The 20,347-nt window shown below is 36.9% G+C and carries 20 protein-coding genes and 1 riboswitch; of the genes, 12 read left to right on the top strand and 8 right to left on the bottom strand.

Annotated features, from left to right (window positions below; translation table 11 throughout):
* The 3 genes from MKO96_RS22505 to MKO96_RS22495 all read left to right on the top strand — a co-directional run bounded on the left by MKO96_RS22505 (position 1) and on the right by MKO96_RS22495 (position 2,437).
* Positions 1 to 315 (top strand): DMT family transporter, encoded by a 315-nt coding sequence (locus tag MKO96_RS22505; RefSeq protein WP_000539670.1) that lies wholly within the window; start codon positions 1 to 3, stop codon positions 313 to 315.
* Positions 316 to 444: 129 nt separating this feature from the next.
* Entirely contained in the window at positions 445 to 1,023 is a 579-nt protein-coding gene (locus MKO96_RS22500) for a TetR/AcrR family transcriptional regulator (RefSeq protein WP_240588743.1), read from the top strand.
* 211 nt (positions 1,024 to 1,234) lie between these two features.
* On the top strand, positions 1,235 to 2,437 hold the full coding sequence (locus MKO96_RS22495; RefSeq protein WP_048545666.1) for an MFS transporter: 1,203 nt from the start codon (positions 1,235 to 1,237) through the stop codon (positions 2,435 to 2,437).
* Between the two features lie 33 nt (positions 2,438 to 2,470).
* Here the strand turns inward: MKO96_RS22495 and MKO96_RS22490 are convergent, their stop codons facing one another.
* Positions 2,471 to 2,809, bottom strand: coding sequence for a winged helix-turn-helix transcriptional regulator (locus MKO96_RS22490; RefSeq protein WP_001059468.1), 339 nt, complete (start codon positions 2,807 to 2,809; stop codon positions 2,471 to 2,473).
* A 166-nt stretch (positions 2,810 to 2,975) separates the two neighbouring features.
* Between MKO96_RS22490 and MKO96_RS22485 the strand changes: the two genes are divergently transcribed.
* Both MKO96_RS22485 and MKO96_RS22480 read left to right on the top strand, forming a co-directional pair.
* On the top strand, positions 2,976 to 3,515 hold the full coding sequence (locus MKO96_RS22485; protein WP_240588742.1) for an ester cyclase: 540 nt from the start codon (positions 2,976 to 2,978) through the stop codon (positions 3,513 to 3,515).
* Between the two features lie 23 nt (positions 3,516 to 3,538).
* Positions 3,539 to 4,087: an NAD(P)H-dependent oxidoreductase gene (locus tag MKO96_RS22480; RefSeq protein ID WP_240588741.1), complete on the top strand. Its 549-nt coding sequence runs from the start codon at positions 3,539 to 3,541 to the stop codon at positions 4,085 to 4,087.
* 117 nt (positions 4,088 to 4,204) lie between these two features.
* Here the strand turns inward: MKO96_RS22480 and MKO96_RS22475 are convergent, their stop codons facing one another.
* The 4 genes from MKO96_RS22475 to MKO96_RS22460 form a co-directional block, all read right to left on the bottom strand.
* Positions 4,205 to 4,408: a hypothetical protein gene (locus tag MKO96_RS22475; RefSeq protein ID WP_240588740.1), complete on the bottom strand. Its 204-nt coding sequence runs from the start codon at positions 4,406 to 4,408 to the stop codon at positions 4,205 to 4,207.
* A 321-nt stretch (positions 4,409 to 4,729) separates the two neighbouring features.
* Complete coding sequence (locus tag MKO96_RS22470; protein ID WP_240588739.1) at positions 4,730 to 5,245, bottom strand: type 1 glutamine amidotransferase domain-containing protein; 516 nt, start codon at positions 5,243 to 5,245, stop codon at positions 4,730 to 4,732.
* A gap of 281 nt (positions 5,246 to 5,526) precedes the next feature.
* The gene (locus MKO96_RS22465) at positions 5,527 to 6,726 is read right to left on the bottom strand and encodes an ABC transporter permease (RefSeq protein ID WP_240588738.1); all 1,200 of its coding nucleotides are present in this window, start codon (positions 6,724 to 6,726) and stop codon (positions 5,527 to 5,529) included.
* Between the two features lie 60 nt (positions 6,727 to 6,786).
* On the bottom strand, positions 6,787 to 8,211 hold the full coding sequence (locus MKO96_RS22460) for an amino acid permease (RefSeq protein ID WP_016089172.1): 1,425 nt from the start codon (positions 8,209 to 8,211) through the stop codon (positions 6,787 to 6,789).
* 146 nt (positions 8,212 to 8,357) lie between these two features.
* A riboswitch (Lysine riboswitch) is annotated at positions 8,358 to 8,539 on the bottom strand.
* A 200-nt stretch (positions 8,540 to 8,739) separates the two neighbouring features.
* Between MKO96_RS22460 and racE the strand changes: the two genes are divergently transcribed.
* Entirely contained in the window at positions 8,740 to 9,564 is an 825-nt protein-coding gene (gene racE / locus MKO96_RS22455) for a glutamate racemase (RefSeq protein WP_240588737.1), read from the top strand.
* Positions 9,565 to 9,615: 51 nt separating this feature from the next.
* Here the strand turns inward: racE and gapN are convergent, their stop codons facing one another.
* A complete protein-coding gene (gene gapN / locus MKO96_RS22450) occupies positions 9,616 to 11,055 on the bottom strand; it encodes an NADP-dependent glyceraldehyde-3-phosphate dehydrogenase (RefSeq protein WP_240588736.1) in 1,440 nt (479 codons plus the stop codon).
* Positions 11,056 to 11,641: 586 nt separating this feature from the next.
* Here gapN and MKO96_RS22445 point away from each other — a divergent pair.
* The 5 genes from MKO96_RS22445 to MKO96_RS22425 all read left to right on the top strand — a co-directional run bounded on the left by MKO96_RS22445 (position 11,642) and on the right by MKO96_RS22425 (position 17,916).
* Complete coding sequence (locus MKO96_RS22445) at positions 11,642 to 13,402, top strand: ABC transporter ATP-binding protein (RefSeq protein ID WP_240588735.1); 1,761 nt, start codon at positions 11,642 to 11,644, stop codon at positions 13,400 to 13,402.
* Complete coding sequence (locus MKO96_RS22440) at positions 13,399 to 15,399, top strand: ABC transporter ATP-binding protein (RefSeq protein ID WP_087979570.1); 2,001 nt, start codon at positions 13,399 to 13,401, stop codon at positions 15,397 to 15,399. The genes MKO96_RS22445 and MKO96_RS22440 overlap by 4 nt, the downstream gene beginning before the upstream one ends.
* A 271-nt stretch (positions 15,400 to 15,670) precedes the next feature.
* Complete coding sequence (locus MKO96_RS22435) at positions 15,671 to 16,468, top strand: amino acid ABC transporter substrate-binding protein (RefSeq protein ID WP_000732850.1); 798 nt, start codon at positions 15,671 to 15,673, stop codon at positions 16,466 to 16,468.
* Complete coding sequence (locus MKO96_RS22430; protein WP_097818428.1) at positions 16,455 to 17,153, top strand: amino acid ABC transporter permease; 699 nt, start codon at positions 16,455 to 16,457, stop codon at positions 17,151 to 17,153. Before MKO96_RS22435 ends, MKO96_RS22430 begins: the two co-directional genes overlap by 14 nt.
* A 28-nt stretch (positions 17,154 to 17,181) precedes the next feature.
* Positions 17,182 to 17,916 carry an amino acid ABC transporter ATP-binding protein gene (locus tag MKO96_RS22425; protein ID WP_098275605.1) on the top strand — a complete coding sequence of 245 codons (735 nt, stop codon included), beginning with the start codon at positions 17,182 to 17,184 and terminating at the stop codon, positions 17,914 to 17,916.
* 51 nt (positions 17,917 to 17,967) lie between these two features.
* On the opposite strand, the gene sasP is transcribed toward MKO96_RS22425, so the two are convergent.
* Positions 17,968 to 18,171, bottom strand: a complete 204-nt coding sequence (gene sasP / locus MKO96_RS22420) for a small acid-soluble spore protein, SasP family (protein WP_000013339.1) — start codon at positions 18,169 to 18,171, stop codon at positions 17,968 to 17,970.
* A gap of 440 nt (positions 18,172 to 18,611) precedes the next feature.
* On the opposite strand from sasP, the gene MKO96_RS22415 reads away from it, so the two are divergent.
* Entirely contained in the window at positions 18,612 to 18,857 is a 246-nt protein-coding gene (locus MKO96_RS22415; RefSeq protein WP_000510463.1) for a hypothetical protein, read from the top strand.
* Between the two features lie 16 nt (positions 18,858 to 18,873).
* On the opposite strand, the gene MKO96_RS22410 is transcribed toward MKO96_RS22415, so the two are convergent.
* Entirely contained in the window at positions 18,874 to 20,334 is a 1,461-nt protein-coding gene (locus MKO96_RS22410) for a YheC/YheD family endospore coat-associated protein (RefSeq protein WP_240588734.1), read from the bottom strand.
* Between the last annotated feature and the right edge of the window lie 13 nt (positions 20,335 to 20,347).

Here is a 20,347-nt window from a genome sequence, read left to right as displayed (position 1 = left end):
ATGGGTTGGTTTTTCGTATTTTGTGCTGCAATTAGTGAAATAGTCGGTGTGATCGGTCTTAAAATGTATAGTAAAGATAAGACGTTAGCAAATGGTGCGATTTATATAGGTGGATTTGCTACATCCTTCGCATTCTTGTATACATCTTTCTTATTTTTACAAGTCAGTGTTGCGTATGCGGTTTGGATTGGTATTGGAACAGCAGGTGCCGTTTTATTAAACATGTTCCTATTTGGTGAGTCGAAAAGTAAAGCACGTATCATTAGTGTGGCTCTTATTGTATGCGGAGTGACAGGATTAAAGGCTCTTTCGTAAAAATATACTGTATCTCCTAACAAGTCGTTAGGAGATTTTTATGATAAAAAGTGCACGATAATTGACAGTACAGCTAGTTATTTTATAAAATGAGTGACAGTCATTCAATACGCGTTTGAAAGGGTTTAGATGATGAATAAAAAAGAGAAAATTGTCTATGCAGCTATTGAAGTGTTTCAGGAAAAGGGCGTTGAAAAAACGAAGATTTCTGATATCGTGAAATTGGCTGGCATTGCACAAGGAACTTTCTATTTATATTTTCCTTCTAAGTTATCTGTTATGCCTGCAATAGCAGAAGTGATGGTTGAAAAGATGATACTTGCAGTGAAAGAAAAAGTGCAAAACGATGCGCCTTTCTTAAGTAAAGTGACGCAAGTAATAGATGCGGTGTTTCACTTTATAGAGGAATATCGTGAAATACAAGCTTTAATGTATGCGGGTCTTGCATCTACAGAACATATAAAAGAATGGGAAGCTGTGTATGAGCCTCTTTATATGTGGCTAAGTGAATTTTTAAATGAGGCGAAAGAAGCTGGTGAAATTCGTGATTCCGTTCATGCGGAGCGAACAGCGAAGTTATTTATTGCTCTTGTTGAATCAGCGGCGGAACAAGTTTATTTATATGATCATAAAGATGAGGAGCAAGTCGAGCTACAAAAGGCAGAAGTACTAGATTTTTTAACACATGCACTACATATAAAGAAATAGTGAGGTGAACCTGTCTGAAAAGGTAGGTTCATTTTTGAGGGGAACTGAATGATAGTCATTCACCTAATGCTTATGTATGTGTGGAAGGATAGTGTGAAATTCTAATGAGTGGAGGCATCTCTACTCATGATTAGCTCACAAATAGCAGGATAAAGAAAAAGCTTCTTAGGCATTATTTTTTTGAGGAACTTACGGGAAGAGGTGTTAAAAAGTGAAGAAACCGATAAAAGAACAAAAGATGGTATTAGTCATTCTTTTGAGTAATATATTTATCGCTTTTTTAGGGATTGGATTAATCATTCCGGTTATGCCGTCCTTTATGAATGACATGAGTTTAACAGGGAAGACGATGGGTTATCTCGTTGCAGTGTTTGCAATGGCTCAGCTCATTACGTCACCTATTACAGGCCGGTGGGTCGATCTTTACGGTAGGAAGAAAATGATCATCATTGGATTATTTATTTTTGGTGTTTCAGAACTTCTTTTTGGATTAGGAAAAGATGTGTGGATGCTTTATGCAGCACGGGTGTTAGGCGGAATTAGTGCTGCGTTTATTATGCCTGGTGTTACGGCATATGTTGCGGATATTACATCTATGCAGGAACGTCCAAAGGCGATGGGATATTTATCAGCGGCAATTAGTACTGGTTTTATTATAGGGCCTGGAATTGGCGGATTTATTGCAGAGTATGGTATACGTGTACCGTTTTTCGTAGCAGCAGCAATTGCTTTTATAGCATGTGTAATTTCAATCTTTATTTTAAAAGAGCCGTTAACGAAGGAAGAGCTTGCAGAGATTTCTGCTAATACGAAAGAATCAAGTTTTATTGGTGATTTAAAGAAATCATTACATCCAATGTATGCAATTGCATTTATTATCGTATTTGTACTCGCATTCGGATTATCGGCGTATGAAACTGTGTTTAGTCTGTTTTCTGATCATAAGTTTGGATTCACACCGAAAGATATCGCAGCAATTATTACAATTAGTTCAATCTTTGGGGTAGTTGTGCAAGTCTTTATGTTTGGCAAATTGGTCGACATGTTCGGTGAAAAAGTGTTGATTCAAATATGTTTAATTGTAGGTGCAGTATTAGCCTTCGTTTCAACTGTAGTCTTTAATTATTGGATTGTACTTCTCGTTACTTGTTTCATTTTCTTAGCATTTGATTTACTTCGTCCAGCTTTAACGACGTTTTTATCAAAAGCAGCTGGAAAAGAGCAAGGATTCGTTGCTGGTATGAACTCGACTTATACGAGTTTAGGAAATATCGCAGGACCAGCGATGGGCGGAATATTATTTGATATGAATATTCATTATCCATATGCATTTTCAGGAGTTGTTTTAATAGTTGGTCTCGGCATTACATTTATGTGGAGAGAGAAACAGCTAGCTGAAAGTTTTGCGAAGTAATAAAACCCCTTACGACGGTAAGGGTTTTTTGTTTTATAAGCTTAATCCAAACCGTTTTAATTCAATGAAAATCCCCTCTAATTGCTTTCCTTTATCCGTTAATGTGTACTCTACACGAGGCGGAACTTCTGGATATACTTTTCTCGTTATAATGCCTTGAGATTCTAATTCTTTTAGTCGAAGCGATAATGTTTTCGGACTAATCCCGTCCATTGATTTTTGTAAATCACTAAAGCGTAATGTTCCTTCGATAAGAAGGTCACGAATGATTAAAAACGTCCATTTTGTACGAATTACATCAAGGGTTTTAGCGATAGGACAAGGTATGCCAGGTAAACCTTTCGTTAATTCAACTGGATCTATATTGTTCATGGAACTAGCCTCCATAAAATTTTTTTGAATGAATTTGCTTTATAGTATCACAAAACTATATTTTTGGTAACTATATGAAAAAAATATCACTACTTCCATAAAGGAAGTTAGTGCATATACAATAGCAATACGAAATAAAAAGGGTTTAGATGAGGAGGTGATTTTCATGGGGATAAAAAAGTTGTTTGGATTTCTTAGTTTGATTGTTGTTTGTATTGTGCTTGTAGCATGCGGTGTGGAACAAAAAACTGAAATTCAGTTATTAAAAGAAATGCCAAAGCCAAAAGCAATGACAATTGATCCCTCACTAAGTAAAAAAGAAGCGACAGAAATGGTTCATGCAGCGCAGCGTTTTTATGCATTTTGGGATACAGGTAAGGAGGAACTTATTCCGCAGACTGTTACTAAAGATTTTTTCGATAATACATTGCCGAAAGGGCGACCACAAGGCACGGAAGGATTAAAATTTGCGGCACAAAATTTTCGTAAAGTCATTCCTAATATACATTGCGAGATTGAAGATTTATTAGTCGTCGGTGATAAAGTAACAGCTCGTCTTTCTTTTACAGGAACGCATAATGATAAGAAAATCAATTTTTTCGCCATTGATATGTTACATGTGAAAGACGGAAAGGTCACGGAAGACTGGCATTTAGAAGATAATCTTATGCTGAAACAGCAACTTGGGTTAATAGCTGAAGAGTAAATTATATAAGGGAGAGAAAAGCGATGAAAAATATATTCATTATAAATGGACATGAAAAATACGGTACGAAAGAAGGACGTTTAAATAGAACGTTAGTTGATTATATGGTAACGGTATTAAGCGAGAATCATCATGTGAAAACAACGACGGTTCAAGATGGCTATAGTATTAAGGAAGAACAAGAGAATTTTTTATGGGCCGATGTTGTGATTTATCAAACACCGATTTATTGGTTTAGTGTACCGGGCTTATTTAAAACGTATATGGATGAAGTATATGAATACGGTTTGTTCTTTAAAGGTGCTGATGAATATGGGACAGGTGGTTTATTAAAAGAGAAAGCGTATATGTTTTCTACAACTTGGAATGCGCCTGAGAAAGCATTTGGAGATAAGACGAAGTTCTTTGAGGGAGAAAGTTTAGAGTCAGCGCTTAGCCATTTACATCGCGTGCAAAAGTTTCTCGGTATGAGTCCGTTAAAGAGTTTTGCTTGTTATGATGTGGTGAAGCATCCTACTGTTGAGAAGTATTTAGAGAACTTGAAGAACCATTTAGAAGAATTCATTCAATAATTATAGCCATTCCCGTATTTAATGCGGGGATGGCTGTATCCATAACTTCGCAAAATTTGTCGAGCCGAATGAATCAATTGTTACATTTTTTAAAGAAGAAGGGTATGTTTTTTCTTTTTAAAACGGATCCACTTCAGCTAAGTCTGGAGTGGTACTAGGCTGTAGCAAAAGATTTTTTAACGTTCCTACTTCAGAAAGAGCTACTAATATGTAGCCACTAATCAGTACAATAAGCCCAATGACGCGTAACGTTTGTAAGGTTACTTCACGCTTATTTGTTTCTGTAGGATTAGGAGACGTTGAAGGTGGATTGTTATTCATAAATAAGGCTCCCATCTTTTGTATTTATATATGTGTAAAATCATTATTTAACTTATGGATAGGAATTGTATAGTCATTTTCACTATATGAGAACTGCCTATGAAAAGTGATTAGAAATTTTGGGACGAAAAAAGAGGGGAATCCAAAGGTCATTAAAACTGAACTTTTGGATTCCACCCTTTTTATTTATCTCGCGCTATTTGTGGAAGCGGATTTCCTGTAAACACCTGGTTGGTGAGGGGGGAATAACCAGTGGGGGATGAACAAACCCCCACTGGTTAAATTTTTTTCATACAAATAAAAGGAGGTTAACCAAAGTAGCTACCCTAATATACGCAATGATTCTTCAATAAACGCTGGGATGTCCTCCGGTTGTCTACTTGTCACTAGTTGATTTTGGCATACGATCACTTCTTTGTTATGAAAATTTCCACCGGCATTTTTTAAATCGACCTCAATAGATTTATATCCAGTCACATCGCGTCCTTCAAGTGTTTGTGCAGTGATAAGTAGCTGAGGTCCGTGACAAATAGCGAAAACGGGTTTTTCCGCATCCATAAATGTTTTGCTAAAGCGAACAAAACGCTCATCTGCACGAAGTATATCTGGGGAAAATCCGCCTGGTATGAAGAGGGCATCAAAGTTTTCTGGAGAAACATCATCAATACTTTTATCAATTACGACTTCACTTTTTCCTTGTTTACCGTGTACCGTTTTCCCTTTTTCCATTTCAATAGTTGTTAATTCATATCCCTTTTGATTAAAAGCTTTTACTGGCTCTGTGTATTCTGTGTCCTCGAAATAATCCGTTATTAAAATAGCAATTTTTTTACTCATTCTAATCCGCTCCTTACATTATATTATTGGTTTCAGAATCATCCTTGAGCAATGTCTTTTATAAAGCGGAACTTTAATTCATATTTTTTCATTCCCTCCAGTTTCTTTGCCCTGTTAATTTAATACATACCCTTTTTATTAGGACGTAAACATGTATTATCGTTTTTGTATGTAAAATCATAAAATATCGGTTGTGCCGGTGATTCTTGTTTGAGGAAGAAAAATAAAAAAGCCAAGGAGATAATTTATTTTTCCCTTGGCTTTTAAGATAATTTTTTTCGTTAAAATGCGGAAATTCGTTGCTTCGTTTTTGGTACAATAATAAATTTGATCCAGAGTAACCCGATAATCATAATGATAAGGCTATGTAAAAATTGTCCTGTAGCAATGAGTATAACAATTGAAAATACAATGAGTTGAATGCTTAGTAATATAAAGATTAAGCGAAGAAATTGATTCATTCGTTTCTCAGTATCAATGGGATATAATGCTACGATAATATTTCCCGAAAAATATTTCCACAGGGAACGGAGCTGCATAGAGATCATATATAGGACGATGTAAGCGATAGCGCCTTTTACGTATATGTTTGGTATAAAATATAAGGCGAAGGCACCGATCAACCCTAAGCGAATATATATACCGAAATAATCATTCCCACGTAAAAATGCTAGTGTATGTAAATAGAAGAAAGTTGCTCGTTTTTTACGTAATAAAGGTTCAATCCAATTTGTAAGCCATTTTCTTTTATTTACTTGCTTATTCAGTTGCGGAACATCGGTGAAAATGCTAGCAAATTGATAAAAACGAACGTCCATTTTTTCTTCTTGTTCGATTATGTAATCCCACGGTATTCGTTTTGTAGGCTGTTTTTTCGTATATAGAAGTAGGAAAGCAAGTAGTAAGAGCAATCCGCCTAATATGAGAACATGTGCCGAGTAAAACAGCATGTAAATGATTAGGGCGTTACAAGTAATACGAATAATGAACCATATATTTTTTTCATGACTATCACGCCACATCCAATGTATATATATGTTCCAAGCTTTCGTAATCATTAAAACGATAAAGATTGTACATAAGAAAGGTACCGTTACTTGTAATGATTGCAGGGCAAGTGGAACGAGAATAAGGAACGTAAATAATAATGGGAAAAGCTGAATGATGTAATTATATAGAAGAGATTTTTTAAAATAAGATGTTAGTTTCTCCTCTAATGCAAGTAAATAGACAGCATCAGGTTTTTGAATAAATGTACGGATCGGGCATCTCGTTATAATCGCTGTTAGGACGATTGTAATAAGTAATAAAGATAGTCCTTTAGAAGGAGATGTCTTAAGAAACTTTGCGTAATAGTAAGCACCTATACAGGCAACGAAGATAAAGCTATATAGTAAACCGTTAATCATACGTGCAAAGTATGTAATGATATTTTGAATATGTTGTTGGAAGCGGCTGCTCCATAGTGATTCAATTGACATGTTTTTCACCTCTTTGTTCTATTATATATGTTTTATAAAAGAAAAAACGAGCAAATTGCGTTATGCAACTTGCTCGTTTTTCTTTTCGTTATTTTTTTTCTGATCACGATTCATTAATGGATAGAAGGCAAAGCCGATTACGAATAAACCAATTCCGAGAAGGAACGTTTTTATATCGGATGCGCCGGTTTTAATAACCCATAGTGCGTAGCAAAGTGCGATCACTGCGACTATACCATCTGTAATTCTTGCCCGCATTTCATTTTTATATGTTTCACCAGTTGCGACTAGTTTTAACTGGAAGATTGGTGAAACGAGATATGGAATGAGGTAGGCTAGTGTTGATACGGTAATAACGAATGTATAAGCCTCCGCAATTGTTCCGGATAGTGTTGAGAATAAGAACACTTGCGACATAATGTTTGTTAATCGTAATGAGTAAATTGGACTTCCTTTTTTATTTGTTTTCGTAAAGAAGGAAGGGAAGAAACCTTCTTTTGCTGCTTGATACGGTACTTCTGAGCTTAATAAAATCCAGCCTAAGATGGAACCGAATAGGGAAGTAAGAGCAAGTAATGCCATCAGTTTCCCGCCACCATGACCCATTGCAGCATTTAGCGCATCTGCTAATGGACGTTCCGAAGCTTGTAATTTATCAACGTGAAGAACACCCATTGTTAAAATTGTAATTCCTAAGTAAATCGCAACTGTAATAAGTAATCCAGCCACCGTTGCGCGTTTTACTGTTTTAGGAGAGGTAGCACGGTTTGATAAAAGTACTGCTGATTCAATTCCGATAAATGCCCAAAGCGTTGTAAGAGCAGCTAAGTTTACTTGTGAAAGAAGGCCGTGTGATACACCTGATTTATCGATCATCGGTGTGTACCATTGTCCAAACTTAGAAGCTTCGAATGCAAATAACGTAACGACGATGAATAAAAGGAATCCAGTTACTTTCGTTGTTGTTGCTAAGAAATTTAGCTTTCCAGCTCCGCTTACACCGTTTGTTAATATAATATGAGTTCCCCAAAGTAAGATGGAACAAATCGTAAATGTAATTAGTTTTCCGACTTCTATGTTAAAAGAACCGATTGAAAATAGTAGTCGTGTATCTTTCATAATTGGGAAGAAGAGTGATAAATATCCCGCGAAAGATGTAATGATGGCAACGTTACTTGCCCAGTTTGCAACCCAATATCCCCATACCATACTGAAACCAGCCATTTTTTTCTTTTTTGGTGATGAGAATAAAGCATATGCATGACTTTGTGGTCCTGTCGTTAAATCAGGACGACGAATTGCTAAATTACCGAAAACAAGAGCTAGCATTAAAACACCAAACCCTGTTGTTAACCAAGCTAAAGTGACACCGAGAGGGCTTGCTGTTTGTGCTAACGTACTTGGCACCATGAAAATACCAGCGCCAACCATGTTACCGACAACGAAAGCTGTTAGTACCCAAAAGCCCCATTTTTTTTGTTGCATAGAAAATACCTCCAAAGTTAGTATAACCAAGTCAAGCGAGGAGATATGTATGTCTTCTTAGTAGAGAAGAAAAGTCCCAAACAAAACAAAAAAAGCACGTAATTTGCCGCTACATGCTTTCTATCTTATAAGAAACCCACGACATACCTCTCGATAGCTCTCCACAAACGAAACGTTTGTGACAGTTCTGCACTTATTAAATGCAGACCCAGCAAGCGTGCATGGTGGACACAACTTACTTCGGCAATCATTCCTTTCTCATTCCTTCATCAATGCCACTACATCTCCTGAAACGATACTCTTAATGATTGCAACCTCTACCTCACCGAGATACGAATGAGGATTTAAATATTAAATTAACGTAGTTAAGAGTAACAAATGTATTTTTATACGTCAATGGATATAGTAATAATCAGATTATAGAGAAGAGTTTGTTATTAAAAAGGAGAGGGATTGTTATCTAATATTGAATTTTCGTAATATAATAAATGTTATTAACGCTAGAAGATTGAGAAAGGGATGAAGTATATGTCTGCATGTAATAAAAATTCCGTAATAGGTGTACTAGATTCAGGGGTTGGGGGATTAACAGTCGCGAGTGAGATTATGCGTCAATTGCCTAAAGAGAGTATTTACTATATTGGTGATAATGAGCGTTGTCCGTATGGGCCAAGAAGTGTAGAGGAGGTACAAGCTTTCATATTTGAAATGGTTGAGTTCCTCAAACAGTTTCCATTAAAAGCCCTAGTGGTAGCATGTAATACTGGTGCAGCTGCTGCATTGAATGATTTGCAAGAAGCACTTTCCATTCCGGTTATTGGCGTAATACATCCGGGAGCAAGGGCTGCAATTAAAGTGACAAAGAAAGGGGAAATCGGGGTAATTGGAACTGTAGGTACGATACAGTCTAATATGTACGAAAAAGCATTACACGGGCTTGATACATATTTGGAAGTGCATAGCCATGCTTGCCCGACTTTAGCCACAGTTGTAGAAAATCAATTAGAAGATGAACCATATGTAACGCAGCAAGTAAAACAAGCTTTACTACCATTAACGAAAGAAGATATAGATACATTAATTCTTGGGTGTACGCATTATCCACTGTTAGAGTCCTATATAAAAGAGGAGTTAGAGGCTGTGACGATTATTAGTTCGGCAGAAGAAACAGCGATAGAGTTAAGCACAATTTTACAGCACAAAGGAATTTTGTCTGACAATCTTAATCCGAAGCATCGATTTTTTACAACAGGCTCTGTTTCATCATTTGAACATATTGCTGAGCGATGGCTAGGGTATCGAATTTCTGTAGAATGTATGAATTTAACTATGGAAAAACAACTCGCGAACTAAATTGTATAAAAAGAAGCTGATCTAAAACTAGATCAGCTTCTACATATAAGATTAAACGAAATTTAATACAGTTACTTTTTCACGTGTCATAGACTCAAGGCTCTTACGAATACCTTGTGCGCCCATACCTGAACCTTTTACACCGATGAATGGGAAGTGGTCAGGGCCGCGCTCTGTGCGTCCGTTAATTTGAACAGAACCAGTTTCGATTTTGTTAGCAATTGCAAATGCTTTGTTAATGTCTTTTGTGAAGACACTTGCTTGTAGACCGAACTCTGATTTGTTAGCAATCTCAATTGCTTGCTCATCTGAAGAAACACGGATGATTGGAAGGATTGGGCCGAATGGCTCTTCCCAAGCAACTTTCATTTCTTCTGTTACGTGGTCGATTAATGTTGGGTAAATTAAGTTACGCTCACGTTTGTTACCGATAACGATTGTTGCACCTTTTTCAACAGCGTCGTCAACTAAGCCTTGAACGAAGTCAGCAGACTTGTCGTCGATTAACGGAACGATTGTGCTGTCTTGTTCTGGAGATCCAACTGATAGTTCAGCTACTTGCGCTTTTAATAAGCTAACAAGCTCGTCTGCTACGTTTTCGTGTACAAGTACACGTTTAATAGCTGTACAACGTTGACCAGAGTAAGAGAATGCACCGCTTACGATATGGTTTGCAGCATCTTGTAAGTCAGCATCTTCACGAACGATACCAGGGTCTTTACCACCAAGTTCTAATACAAGTGGAATCATTGCAGCTTTTTTCGCTAAATGTTTACCTGTGTTTGTACCACCTGTGAACGATACCATATTGATGCCTTCGTGTTCTACTAAGTAGTCACCAATTACAGAACCGCGTCCTGTAGCTACGTTTACAAGACCTTTTGGAAGGCCAGCTTTATGAAGTGCTTCAACCATTTTAATACCACTAATTGCACCTTGAGTTGCTGGTTTGAAAATAACAGCGTTACCCATAATTAATGCTGGTGCAAGTTTTGCAGCAGATAAGTTTACTGGGTAGTTAAATGGTGCGATTGCTAATACAACACCAAGTGGTGCGCGTTGGACGATCGCAAGTTTAGACTTCGTTCCGCCAGGGAAACTATCGCCCATCATGCTTTCTCCGTGCATATGTAAAGCTTCTTCAATTGTGTAACGAATGAAATCAGCTGTACGAACAACTTCTTTCTTCGCATCTTTATATCCTTTACCGACTTCTTTCATAATGATATCGGCAATTTCATCTTGCATATTTACGAGCTCATCAGCCCATTTATATAAATATTTTGCGCGATCTTGTAGAGAAGCTTCCGCCCATGATTTTTGAGCTTCTTTTGCAGATGCAATTGCTTCATCTACTTCTCCGCGAGTAATTGCTTGTACTTGTCCAATTACTTCGTGTAAGTATGGAGATGGAATTTCGATTGTTGCTCCTGAAGAGCTTTCTCTCCATTCTCCGTCTAAATAAAATTTGTACGTATTGCTAGTTGTCATGATTAGTCCTCCTAAAATAGCAACTTGTAAGAGTGAGTATAAGGTGATTGTAGGGGGTTTGATAACATTTTTCAAATGAAATGTTTGTGAAAACGATTTCTTATTCTTTTTTTATTTTGTATGCCCTTTCTTGCAGAAGATTCCCTTATTTCAAAATGATGTAGCGTATATTTTTATTCAGTTTGTAAAAAAAACAATTGACAGAATACTCAATAAAGTTGTAAGATTATAAATGGAAAATAAATGAAGGGGGTGTGCGTAATGATTGTAATCGTAAATGTAATGGGCTTAGCTCTGTTAAATGGCAGAAAACATTCATATCATTACGCAACCCGTGCGGATATATAAGGCATCTTTGTCTTATAAAAAGCGTACGTTGCGTATATCGTAACGTACGCTTTTATGCATTTTTGTGCATATCGTCAAGCGGCGGTATGCTTTTTTTTGTTTTCCACGTTACTATATAAAACTTTGGAAGGTGGAAAAATGTGATGAGATTGTATGGATTACGAAATGTAAATGTGATGGGTCTGGATAGTGGGTAAAGAAATGGGAGTGAAACGAGAACGAGAAGGGAGCGGTTACATTGTTATCAGTATTACTAAAGCTAAAATGGTTTTTTAAAGAGCATTGGAAGAGATATAGTATCGCCATTGGAGCTCTTTTAATTGTAAATATAGTTGAAGTCATTCCCCCGAAAGTGTTAGGGGTTACGATTGATAATATAAAAACAGGAACGTTAACGAATGCGGCGATTATGCAATTTATTCTTATTTTAATAGGGGTTACGGTAATTGGATATGGTCTTACTTTCGTTTGGCAACATCAATTGTTTGGTGGTGCATTCGTACTTGAGAAGACGATGCGCTCTAAATTTATGGGGCATTTACTTAAAATGACACCGACGTTTTATCATAAAAATCGTACTGGTGATTTAATGGCGAGAGCGACAAATGATTTAAAAGCAATTGCTATGACAGCTGGTTTCGGTATATTAACGCTCGTGGATTCGAGTTTATATATGCTTACGATTGTCTTTATGATGGGATTTACAATCAGTTGGGAGCTTACACTTGCGGCGCTTATACCGCTTCCGATTATGGCGTATGCGATGAACATATATGGAAAGAAATTGCATGAAAGATTTACAGTTGCGCAAGATGCGTTCGGAGATATGAATGATAAAGTACTTGAATCGATTGCTGGCGTGCGCGTTATTCGTGCATACGTACAGGAGAATGCAGATGAGGGAAGGTTTCATCATTTAGGAGATGACGTATACGAAAAAAATATGAAAGTAGCAAGAATCGATGCATTATTCCAGCCGACTGTGAAAATGCTTGTCGGTCTTAGTTATTTAATTGGTTTAGTGTACGGCGCATATCTTGTATTTCAATCAAAGGTGACACTTGGTGAACTTGTTTCATTTAACGTGTATTTAGGGATGATGATTTGGCCGATGTTTGCAATTGGCGAATTAATTAATGTTATGCAAAGAGGAAATGCATCATTAGACCGTGTGAATGAAACGTTAGCGTATGAACCGGATGTAAAGGATCCGAAAAATCCAAAGCTTGTACAAGAGCCGGATTATATTCAGTTTGATGACGTTACCTTTTCATATCCTTCATCAACTGAAACAAATTTAAAAAAGGTTTCATTTACATTAAAACAAGGGGAAACGCTTGGGGTTGTTGGAAAAACAGGAAGCGGAAAAACGACGCTCGTACGTCAGCTTCTTCGTCAATATCCGCTTGGAGATGGGGATATTGCAGTCTCTGATGTGACGTTAGATAAAATAACGAATGAAAATGTACTCGGATGGATTGGGTATGTACCTCAGGAACATATTTTGTTCTCAAAAACAGCGAGGGAAAATATTTTATTTGGAAATAGAGAAGCGACGGAAGAAGAACTCGAGAAAGCAATTGAAATTGCGGCGTTTACAAAGGATTTAGAGTTTTTACCAGAAGGGTTAGAAACGCTCGTTGGAGAGAAAGGTGTTTCTTTATCAGGAGGGCAAAAACAAAGGATTTCGATTGCGCGAGCTGTTATTCAAAATCCAGAAATTTTAATTTTGGACGATTCTTTATCAGCTGTTGATGCTCGTACGGAAGCAGCGATCATTGAAAATATAAGAACAGAAAGAAGCGGAAAGACGACGATTATTACGACGCACCGTTTATCTGCCGTACAACATGCGGATTGGATTCTCGTTATGGATGAAGGTGAAGTAATGGAAGAAGGTACGCATGAACAGCTTATTCAAAGCGGAGGCTGGTATGCGGAGCAGTTTGAAAGACAACAAGGTGAAAGTGAAAGTGCGGATAGTGGGGTGAAAATATGAGCGTTTCAAAACGATTGTTTCAATATGCGATGAAAGTAAAAGGGACAATTTTTGCAGCGATGCTAATGTTATTTATTTTCGTCATCGCAGAGCTTGCTGGTCCTTTCGTCGCGAAAACGATGATTGACGATCATATCGTCGGGATAGAGAAACCTTGGTATGAAACAGAAAAGAGTGAAGAGGCTGTTTCGTATAATGGCACCTTTTATAAGCGAAGTGATCGCTTCCAGGAAGGTGAGAAAAAAGGAAAAGAAGTACGCGTGATGCAAGTCGGCTTTCAATATTATTTTGTACCAAATAAAGTGAATGCTGAAGGGTCACGTACTGTAAAAGATGATATGATTACCGTCCAAAATGGTAAGGCAGTGCAAGTGTATAAAGCGAAAGCATTAACGAAAGAAGAAGTGTTTGCGTTTTATAAACCAGAAATAAACCCCCTATTATTACTTGGTGGTGGTTATTTCGCTTTATTAGTAGTTGTTTCATTATTTGCATACGGAAAGCAATTTTTCTTACAGAAAGCAGCGAACAAAATTATTCAAATTATGAGGGAAGATGTCTTTTCTCATATTCAAACATTGCCAATTCGTTATTTTGATCATTTACCAGCAGGGAAAATTGTATCGCGTGTAACGAATGATACGGAAGCCATTCGTGATTTATACGTAACGGTACTGGCGACATTCGTTTCTAGTATCATTTATATTATTGGGATATTCGCTGCGCTATTTTTACTCGATGTAAAATTGGCGACGTTATGTTTACTTATCATCCCGATTTTAATTGTTTGGGCGATTCTTTATAGAAAGTATGCGTCTGTATACAATCATAAAATGCGTTCACGTTTATCTGATATTAATGGAACAGTGAATGAATCCATTCAAGGTATGCCGATTATTCAAGCGTTTCGTCAAGAGCGTGAAACGAAAAAAGAGTTTGAAGAATTAAATGGCGATTATTTTAAATATCAAAATAAAATTTTGAATTTAAATGCAGCAACTTCGCATAATTTAGTGTCTGTATTAAGAAATATCGCTTTTACAGGTGTGATTTGGTACTTCGGTGGCGCTTCATTAAGTGCTTCAGGCGTTATTTCTTTAGGGATACTGTATGCGTTCGTTGATTATTTAACACGATTGTTCTCACCAATTACAAATATGGTAAATCAGCTTGCTAATTTAGAACAATCGCGTGTTGCATCAGAGCGTGTTTTTGAATTGCTAGAGGAAAAAGGGGAAGCGGTAGAAGAAGAACGTATGCCTCGCTTACAAGGAAATGTGAAGTTTGATAATGTATCATTTTCTTATAATGGAAAAGATGAAGTACTAAAAAATATTTCTTTTGAAGCGAAACAAGGAGAGACAGTGGCACTTGTCGGTCATACTGGATCAGGAAAAAGTTCCATTATGAATGTACTCTTCCAGTTTTATGAGTTTGAAAAAGGGAAGCTCACGATTGATGGTCACGATGTAAAAGAGATGCCGAAACAAGCAACGCGTGAACATATGGGAATCGTACTGCAAGATCCGTTTTTATTTAGCGGAACGGTTGCTTCTAATGTAAGCTTAGAGAACGAAAAAATTTCAAAAGAGCGCATCGTAAAAGCATTGCGTGATGTTGGTGCGGAACGGTTTGCGAACAATATAAATGAAGAGATTACAGAAAAGGGAAGCACGCTTTCCACTGGAGAACGTCAGCTTATATCGTTTGCTAGAGCACTCGCTTTTGATCCAGCTATTTTAATTTTAGATGAAGCGACATCTAGTATCGATACAGAGACGGAAGCGATGATTCAACAAGCGCTAGAAGTTGTGAAAAAAGGAAGAACGACATTTATTATCGCTCACCGCCTTTCAACAATTAAAAGCGCCGATCAAATTATTGTACTTGATAGAGGAACAATTTTAGAAAAAGGCTCTCATGATGAGCTAATGAAAAAGCGCGGGCGTTATTACGATATGTACAAAACGCAAATGGAAGGAAACCAGAGTGCTTAATATGTATGGAGGAGAACTTGTGATTTTCACAAGTTCTTTTTTAGTGAATCACGACAGTTAAATAAGAAGTATTGTTTTACCTTTTTCTTTATAAATGCTATATTAAAAAATGTTACTTATTTTTTGTATGTAGCATTATTTTCCCCTTTTGTTTGATTATGAAGAAAAAGGATAAACTAAATAAGAACATTTTCATTGAAAAATTGTTCAAGATTGCATACAATCAATATAGTTTTTAAATTCCTATCAGAATACTTGGAGGATTACCATCATGAAAAAATTATTTTCAGTACTTGCAGTAACTACATTAGCGATCGGGATTGTAGCGGGCTGTGGTAAAGAAGAGAAAAAAGATACAGCTAGTCAAGACGCGTTACAAAAGATAAAACAAAGTGGTGAACTTGTAATTGGAACAGAAGGTACATATCCACCGTTCACATTCCACGATTCAAGCAATAAATTAACTGGATTTGACGTTGAATTAGCAGAAGAAGTTGCAAAACGTTTAGGAGTAAAACCTGTATTTAAAGAAACACAATGGGATAGCTTACTTGCTGGTTTAGATGCAAAACGTTTCGACATGGTTGCAAACGAAGTTGGTATTCGTGAAGATCGTCAAAAGAAATATGATTTCTCTAGCCCATATGTTTCATCTTCAGCGGTATTAGTTATTGCGAAGGATAAAGATAAACCTGCTACATTTGCTGATGTGAAAGGATTAAAAGCAGCACAATCTTTAACGAGTAACTATGCAGATATTGCTAAGAAAAATGGTGCAGAAATCACGAATGTAGAAGGCTTTAGCCAAGCGGCGGAATTATTAAATACTGGCCGTGTTGATTTCACAATTAATGATAAATTATCAGTGTTAAACTATTTAGAAACGAAAAAAGATGCGAAAATTAAAATTGTAGATACAGAAAAAGAAGCGTCACAAAGTGGGTTCTTATTCCGTAAAGGTAGCGACAAGCTAGTACAAGAAGTAAATAAAGCGTTAGAAGATATGAAAAAAGATGGTACGTACGATAAAATAGCGAAAAAATGGTTCGGTGAAAATGTATCTAAGTAGTGCGTTGGTTTCAGATCGATTGTCTACTTGGATAGATATTATGCAGTCTTCCTTCATGCCTATGCTGAAGGAAGCTGTGTTTACGACAATTCCATTAACGCTTATTACATTCATTATCGGGATTATACTTGCGACGTTAACTGCGCTTGCACGTATTTCAGGTAGTCGTATTTTACAATGGATTGCTCGTATCTATGTATCTATCATTCGCGGAACGCCACTTCTTGTACAGTTATTTATTATTTTCTATGGTCTTCCAACTCTTAATATTGAAGTTGAGCCATATACAGCGGCAATTATTGGATTTTCGTTAAATGTTGGTGCGTATGCATCTGAAATTATTCGTGCTTCTATCCTTTCAATTCCGAAAGGACAGTGGGAAGCAGCTTACACAATTGGGATGACATACCCGCAAGCATTAAAACGTGTTATTTTACCACAAGCAACGCGCGTATCTATTCCGCCGCTTTCGAATACATTTATTAGTTTAGTGAAGGATACTTCATTAGCATCGTTAATTTTAGTAACAGAAATGTTCCGAAAAGCGCAGGAAATTGCGGCAATGAACTATGAGTTTTTAATTGTTTATTTCGAAGCAGGTCTAATTTATTGGGCAATTTGCTTCTTATTATCTATCGTGCAACAAATATTAGAAAAACGTTCAGAACGTTACACTCTAAAATAACCCTTTCATAAAAGGAGTTTTTGTTTTTATGATTTCAATTCAAAATTTACAAAAAAGTTTCGGAGATAATACCGTACTAAAACATATAGATTTATCAGTTGAGAAGGGGGAAGTTGTTGTTATTATCGGTCCATCTGGATCTGGTAAAACGACATTCCTGCGTTGTCTCAACGTGCTAGAAACGCCGAACGCTGGTAATATTCGCATCGGTAATAAAGAGCTCGACTTCTCTCAAAAAGTATCGAAGAAAGATATTGTCAATCTTCGTACGCAAACAGGTATGGTATTCCAGCACCATAATCTATTTCCGCATTTAACAGCACTTCAAAATGTAATGGAAGGGCTCGTTACAGTGAAAAAGATGGGGAAAGAAGAAGCGAAGAAAAAAGCAAACTATTTCCTTGAAAAAGTTGGTCTTGCGGATAAAGTAGACTTATACCCGTTCCAATTATCAGGCGGACAACAACAGCGCGTTGGAATTGCTCGCGCGCTTGCGATGGAGCCGGAAGTATTACTATTTGATGAGCCGACGTCGGCACTTGATCCTGAACTCGTTCAAGAAGTTCTGAAAGTCATGAAAGAACTTGCTAAAGAAGGCATGACGATGGTTATTGTAACGCACGAAATGCGTTTTGCGCATCAAATTGCGAACCGCGTTATTTTCATGGATGGCGGTGTCGTTGTCGAACAAGGTACACCAGAAGATGTATTTACAAATCCAAAAGAAGAACGCACGAAGAAGTTTTTACAAATGTTGCAGTAAATGAAGGAAGGTCTCAAGGCATATGCCTTGAGACCTTTTTGCCATATATATTTATTTTTGGAATCCGCCAAGGCTTTGCTCAGCCATTGCAACTAGACGTTTTGTAATTTCTCCACCAACAGAACCGTTAGCACGAGCCGTAGAATCTGCTCCTAATTGTACACCAAATTCTTGAGCGATTTCGTACTTCATTTGGTCGATTGCAGCTGTTGCTCCTGGTACTACTAATTGATTTGAAGAATTTTGGTTTGCCATAGGAATATATCCTCCTTAGAGTTATAAAAATTTTTTTTGGTTGGACTAGCTGGATTTGAACCAGATTATCGCCCCGTTTGGCGCTAATCCATCGTAATTAAGTTTGTACTCATAGTATGGATGTTACCTAGAAAGATATACGAAATATTAATTTGTAAATTTTGTAAAAAAATCTTAGTGATTTCGTAAATTATGAAATAAGAGTAATCGTTGTATTTTTTAGAAAGAAGGCTAAACTAAGAGCGATATGAAATATGTTTTTCTTTTTGTATCCCGCTATTGTGGGGCAAATCATTAACTTCTTATTTATGACTTACTAAAATTACATCGGTAGCAACTTTATAGTTCTATTTTAAATAGGGGGGGGACAGGACGCTCCTATGCACGGCTAGATGCTCTCTTCAATCTGCTTGTAAATGATAACGTATGGAGGAATCGTGATGGGAATTTGCCCGCTTTGCAACGCATTAGAATCACAAACATATTCTTGTCAAAATTGCCAAGGTATACTCCAAGATTATGGGAAAACTGTAGATTACATAGACGATTATAGTGCGTATATGGATCAAGAATTATTAAGTGCAGTAGATGGTTTAACACATAGTAATTCACAAGAGTACTGCAATCATGTTTTTTATTGCGGGATGTGTAATGTGGAAACAGAGGTTGTAGTGAAACTTGTGTAAATAGAAAACTTCCACCTTATGAATGAGGTGGAAGTTTTTGTTTTCGTATTTGTGAGTGAATCATAGGAGACGGGATATGTTCGGTGTTTGATGGAGTTCCGGATTTTATTTGAGCCATTTTTTCTTTTGCATCGCGCAAAGAATGTTCAGTTAAGTAGATGGCATATTCGTAAAATAATTGGCGCGTCAGTTCACTTTGTTCTTTTAACTTTTCATCTTGGAATACAGTTCGCCCAGGTTTAGAGTTTGCTTCAAAGAGCCACGGGTTTTCCTGCGTGTCTAAACCGATATCAAAACCAATTTCTCCAATATTTCCGGTTACTTGTTCATCGAGCGCGTAACTGATTTGTAAGGCTGTATGTTTTAATTTATTTTCAATTTGAACTTGTTTCGTTGGATCTGGAAAAAGTTCTTGCAGTAATTTTGTATCGCCACCACTATTTACATGCGTTGTTAAGCTACCTTTGCCAGCAATTTTTGCAACGATTGCACTGACTATCCACTGGCCGAAATGATTTTTATTTGTATGAATGCGAAAATCAACAGGTTGCCCATCGAAGCGAAGTAAGGAAATACCTTGTTGTACGATAAACTTTTTTAAATCATGTCCTTTTAACACATGGTTCAGAAGCGTTTCTAATGATTGGTACTTTCTTAGTTTATTTTCTTCATTTTCGCGATAACGACAGTAGTAGCAATTCTCTGTTTGAGAGTAAAATATTTGATGAATGTTTCTTCCGAAGCTACCGTGTATCGGTTTCATGTAAACAGATTTATACGTGCCAAGAAAGCGTTCTACTTGTTCGAAATGTTGAAAAGCTTCCGTGTTTGGTAATAAGGGAATAATGGATTCATCTTTCATAAGAAGTTGATGCACTTCCCATTTATTGAAAAACCCTGGGTTAAACCACGGAATGGAATAGTCATGCTCTAATTTTCTTTTTGCTCTTACGATCGGTTTATAATTTTCGGCTTTACGATTTGGTAATCGATCGTAAATGACATTCGGTAACGGGACTTTTTTCTTAATCCATTGCCCTTCTTGAAAGAAATACCCTTCAATTGTTTCATCTTCCCAGTCTATATGTTGCACACCAAAAACGAATACAAATGGTCGTAAGGTGAATGGCGGCGTTAGTAACTCGCCAAGAGAAGTTGATCGGTTTCCTAAAGGGTTAGAAGAGTCATCGTTAAAACCAGTTGTGAAAATCCCGATTAATGGTCCGAAAATAATGGTTTCATTTTGCGTGAATGCATGGATAGTAGTGGAATGAGGAAGTAAGAGCTTCTCTGCAATTTGTTTTCCGATAATGATTTCGCGAGTAAAGGAATAATGAATTTTCACCTCTTCACTTGCAACATGGCGTACGCCGAAGGAAAGAGATGCAATTGGTGGTGTAATGGAAAAAATGTAAGGTAAAGTAATGCTATTTGGATGCTCATCTGAAATGTTTAATGTATATATGTGCTCTTTCAAAATGGTGTTACCT

It is taken from the genome of Bacillus sp. ES1-5 (genome assembly GCF_022487605.1).
GTDB classification, from domain to species: Bacteria; Bacillota; Bacilli; order Bacillales; family Bacillaceae_G; genus Bacillus_A; species Bacillus_A wiedmannii.
Note: the sequence above shows the minus strand (reverse complement) of the source record. Positions and strands in the feature narration are given on the sequence as shown.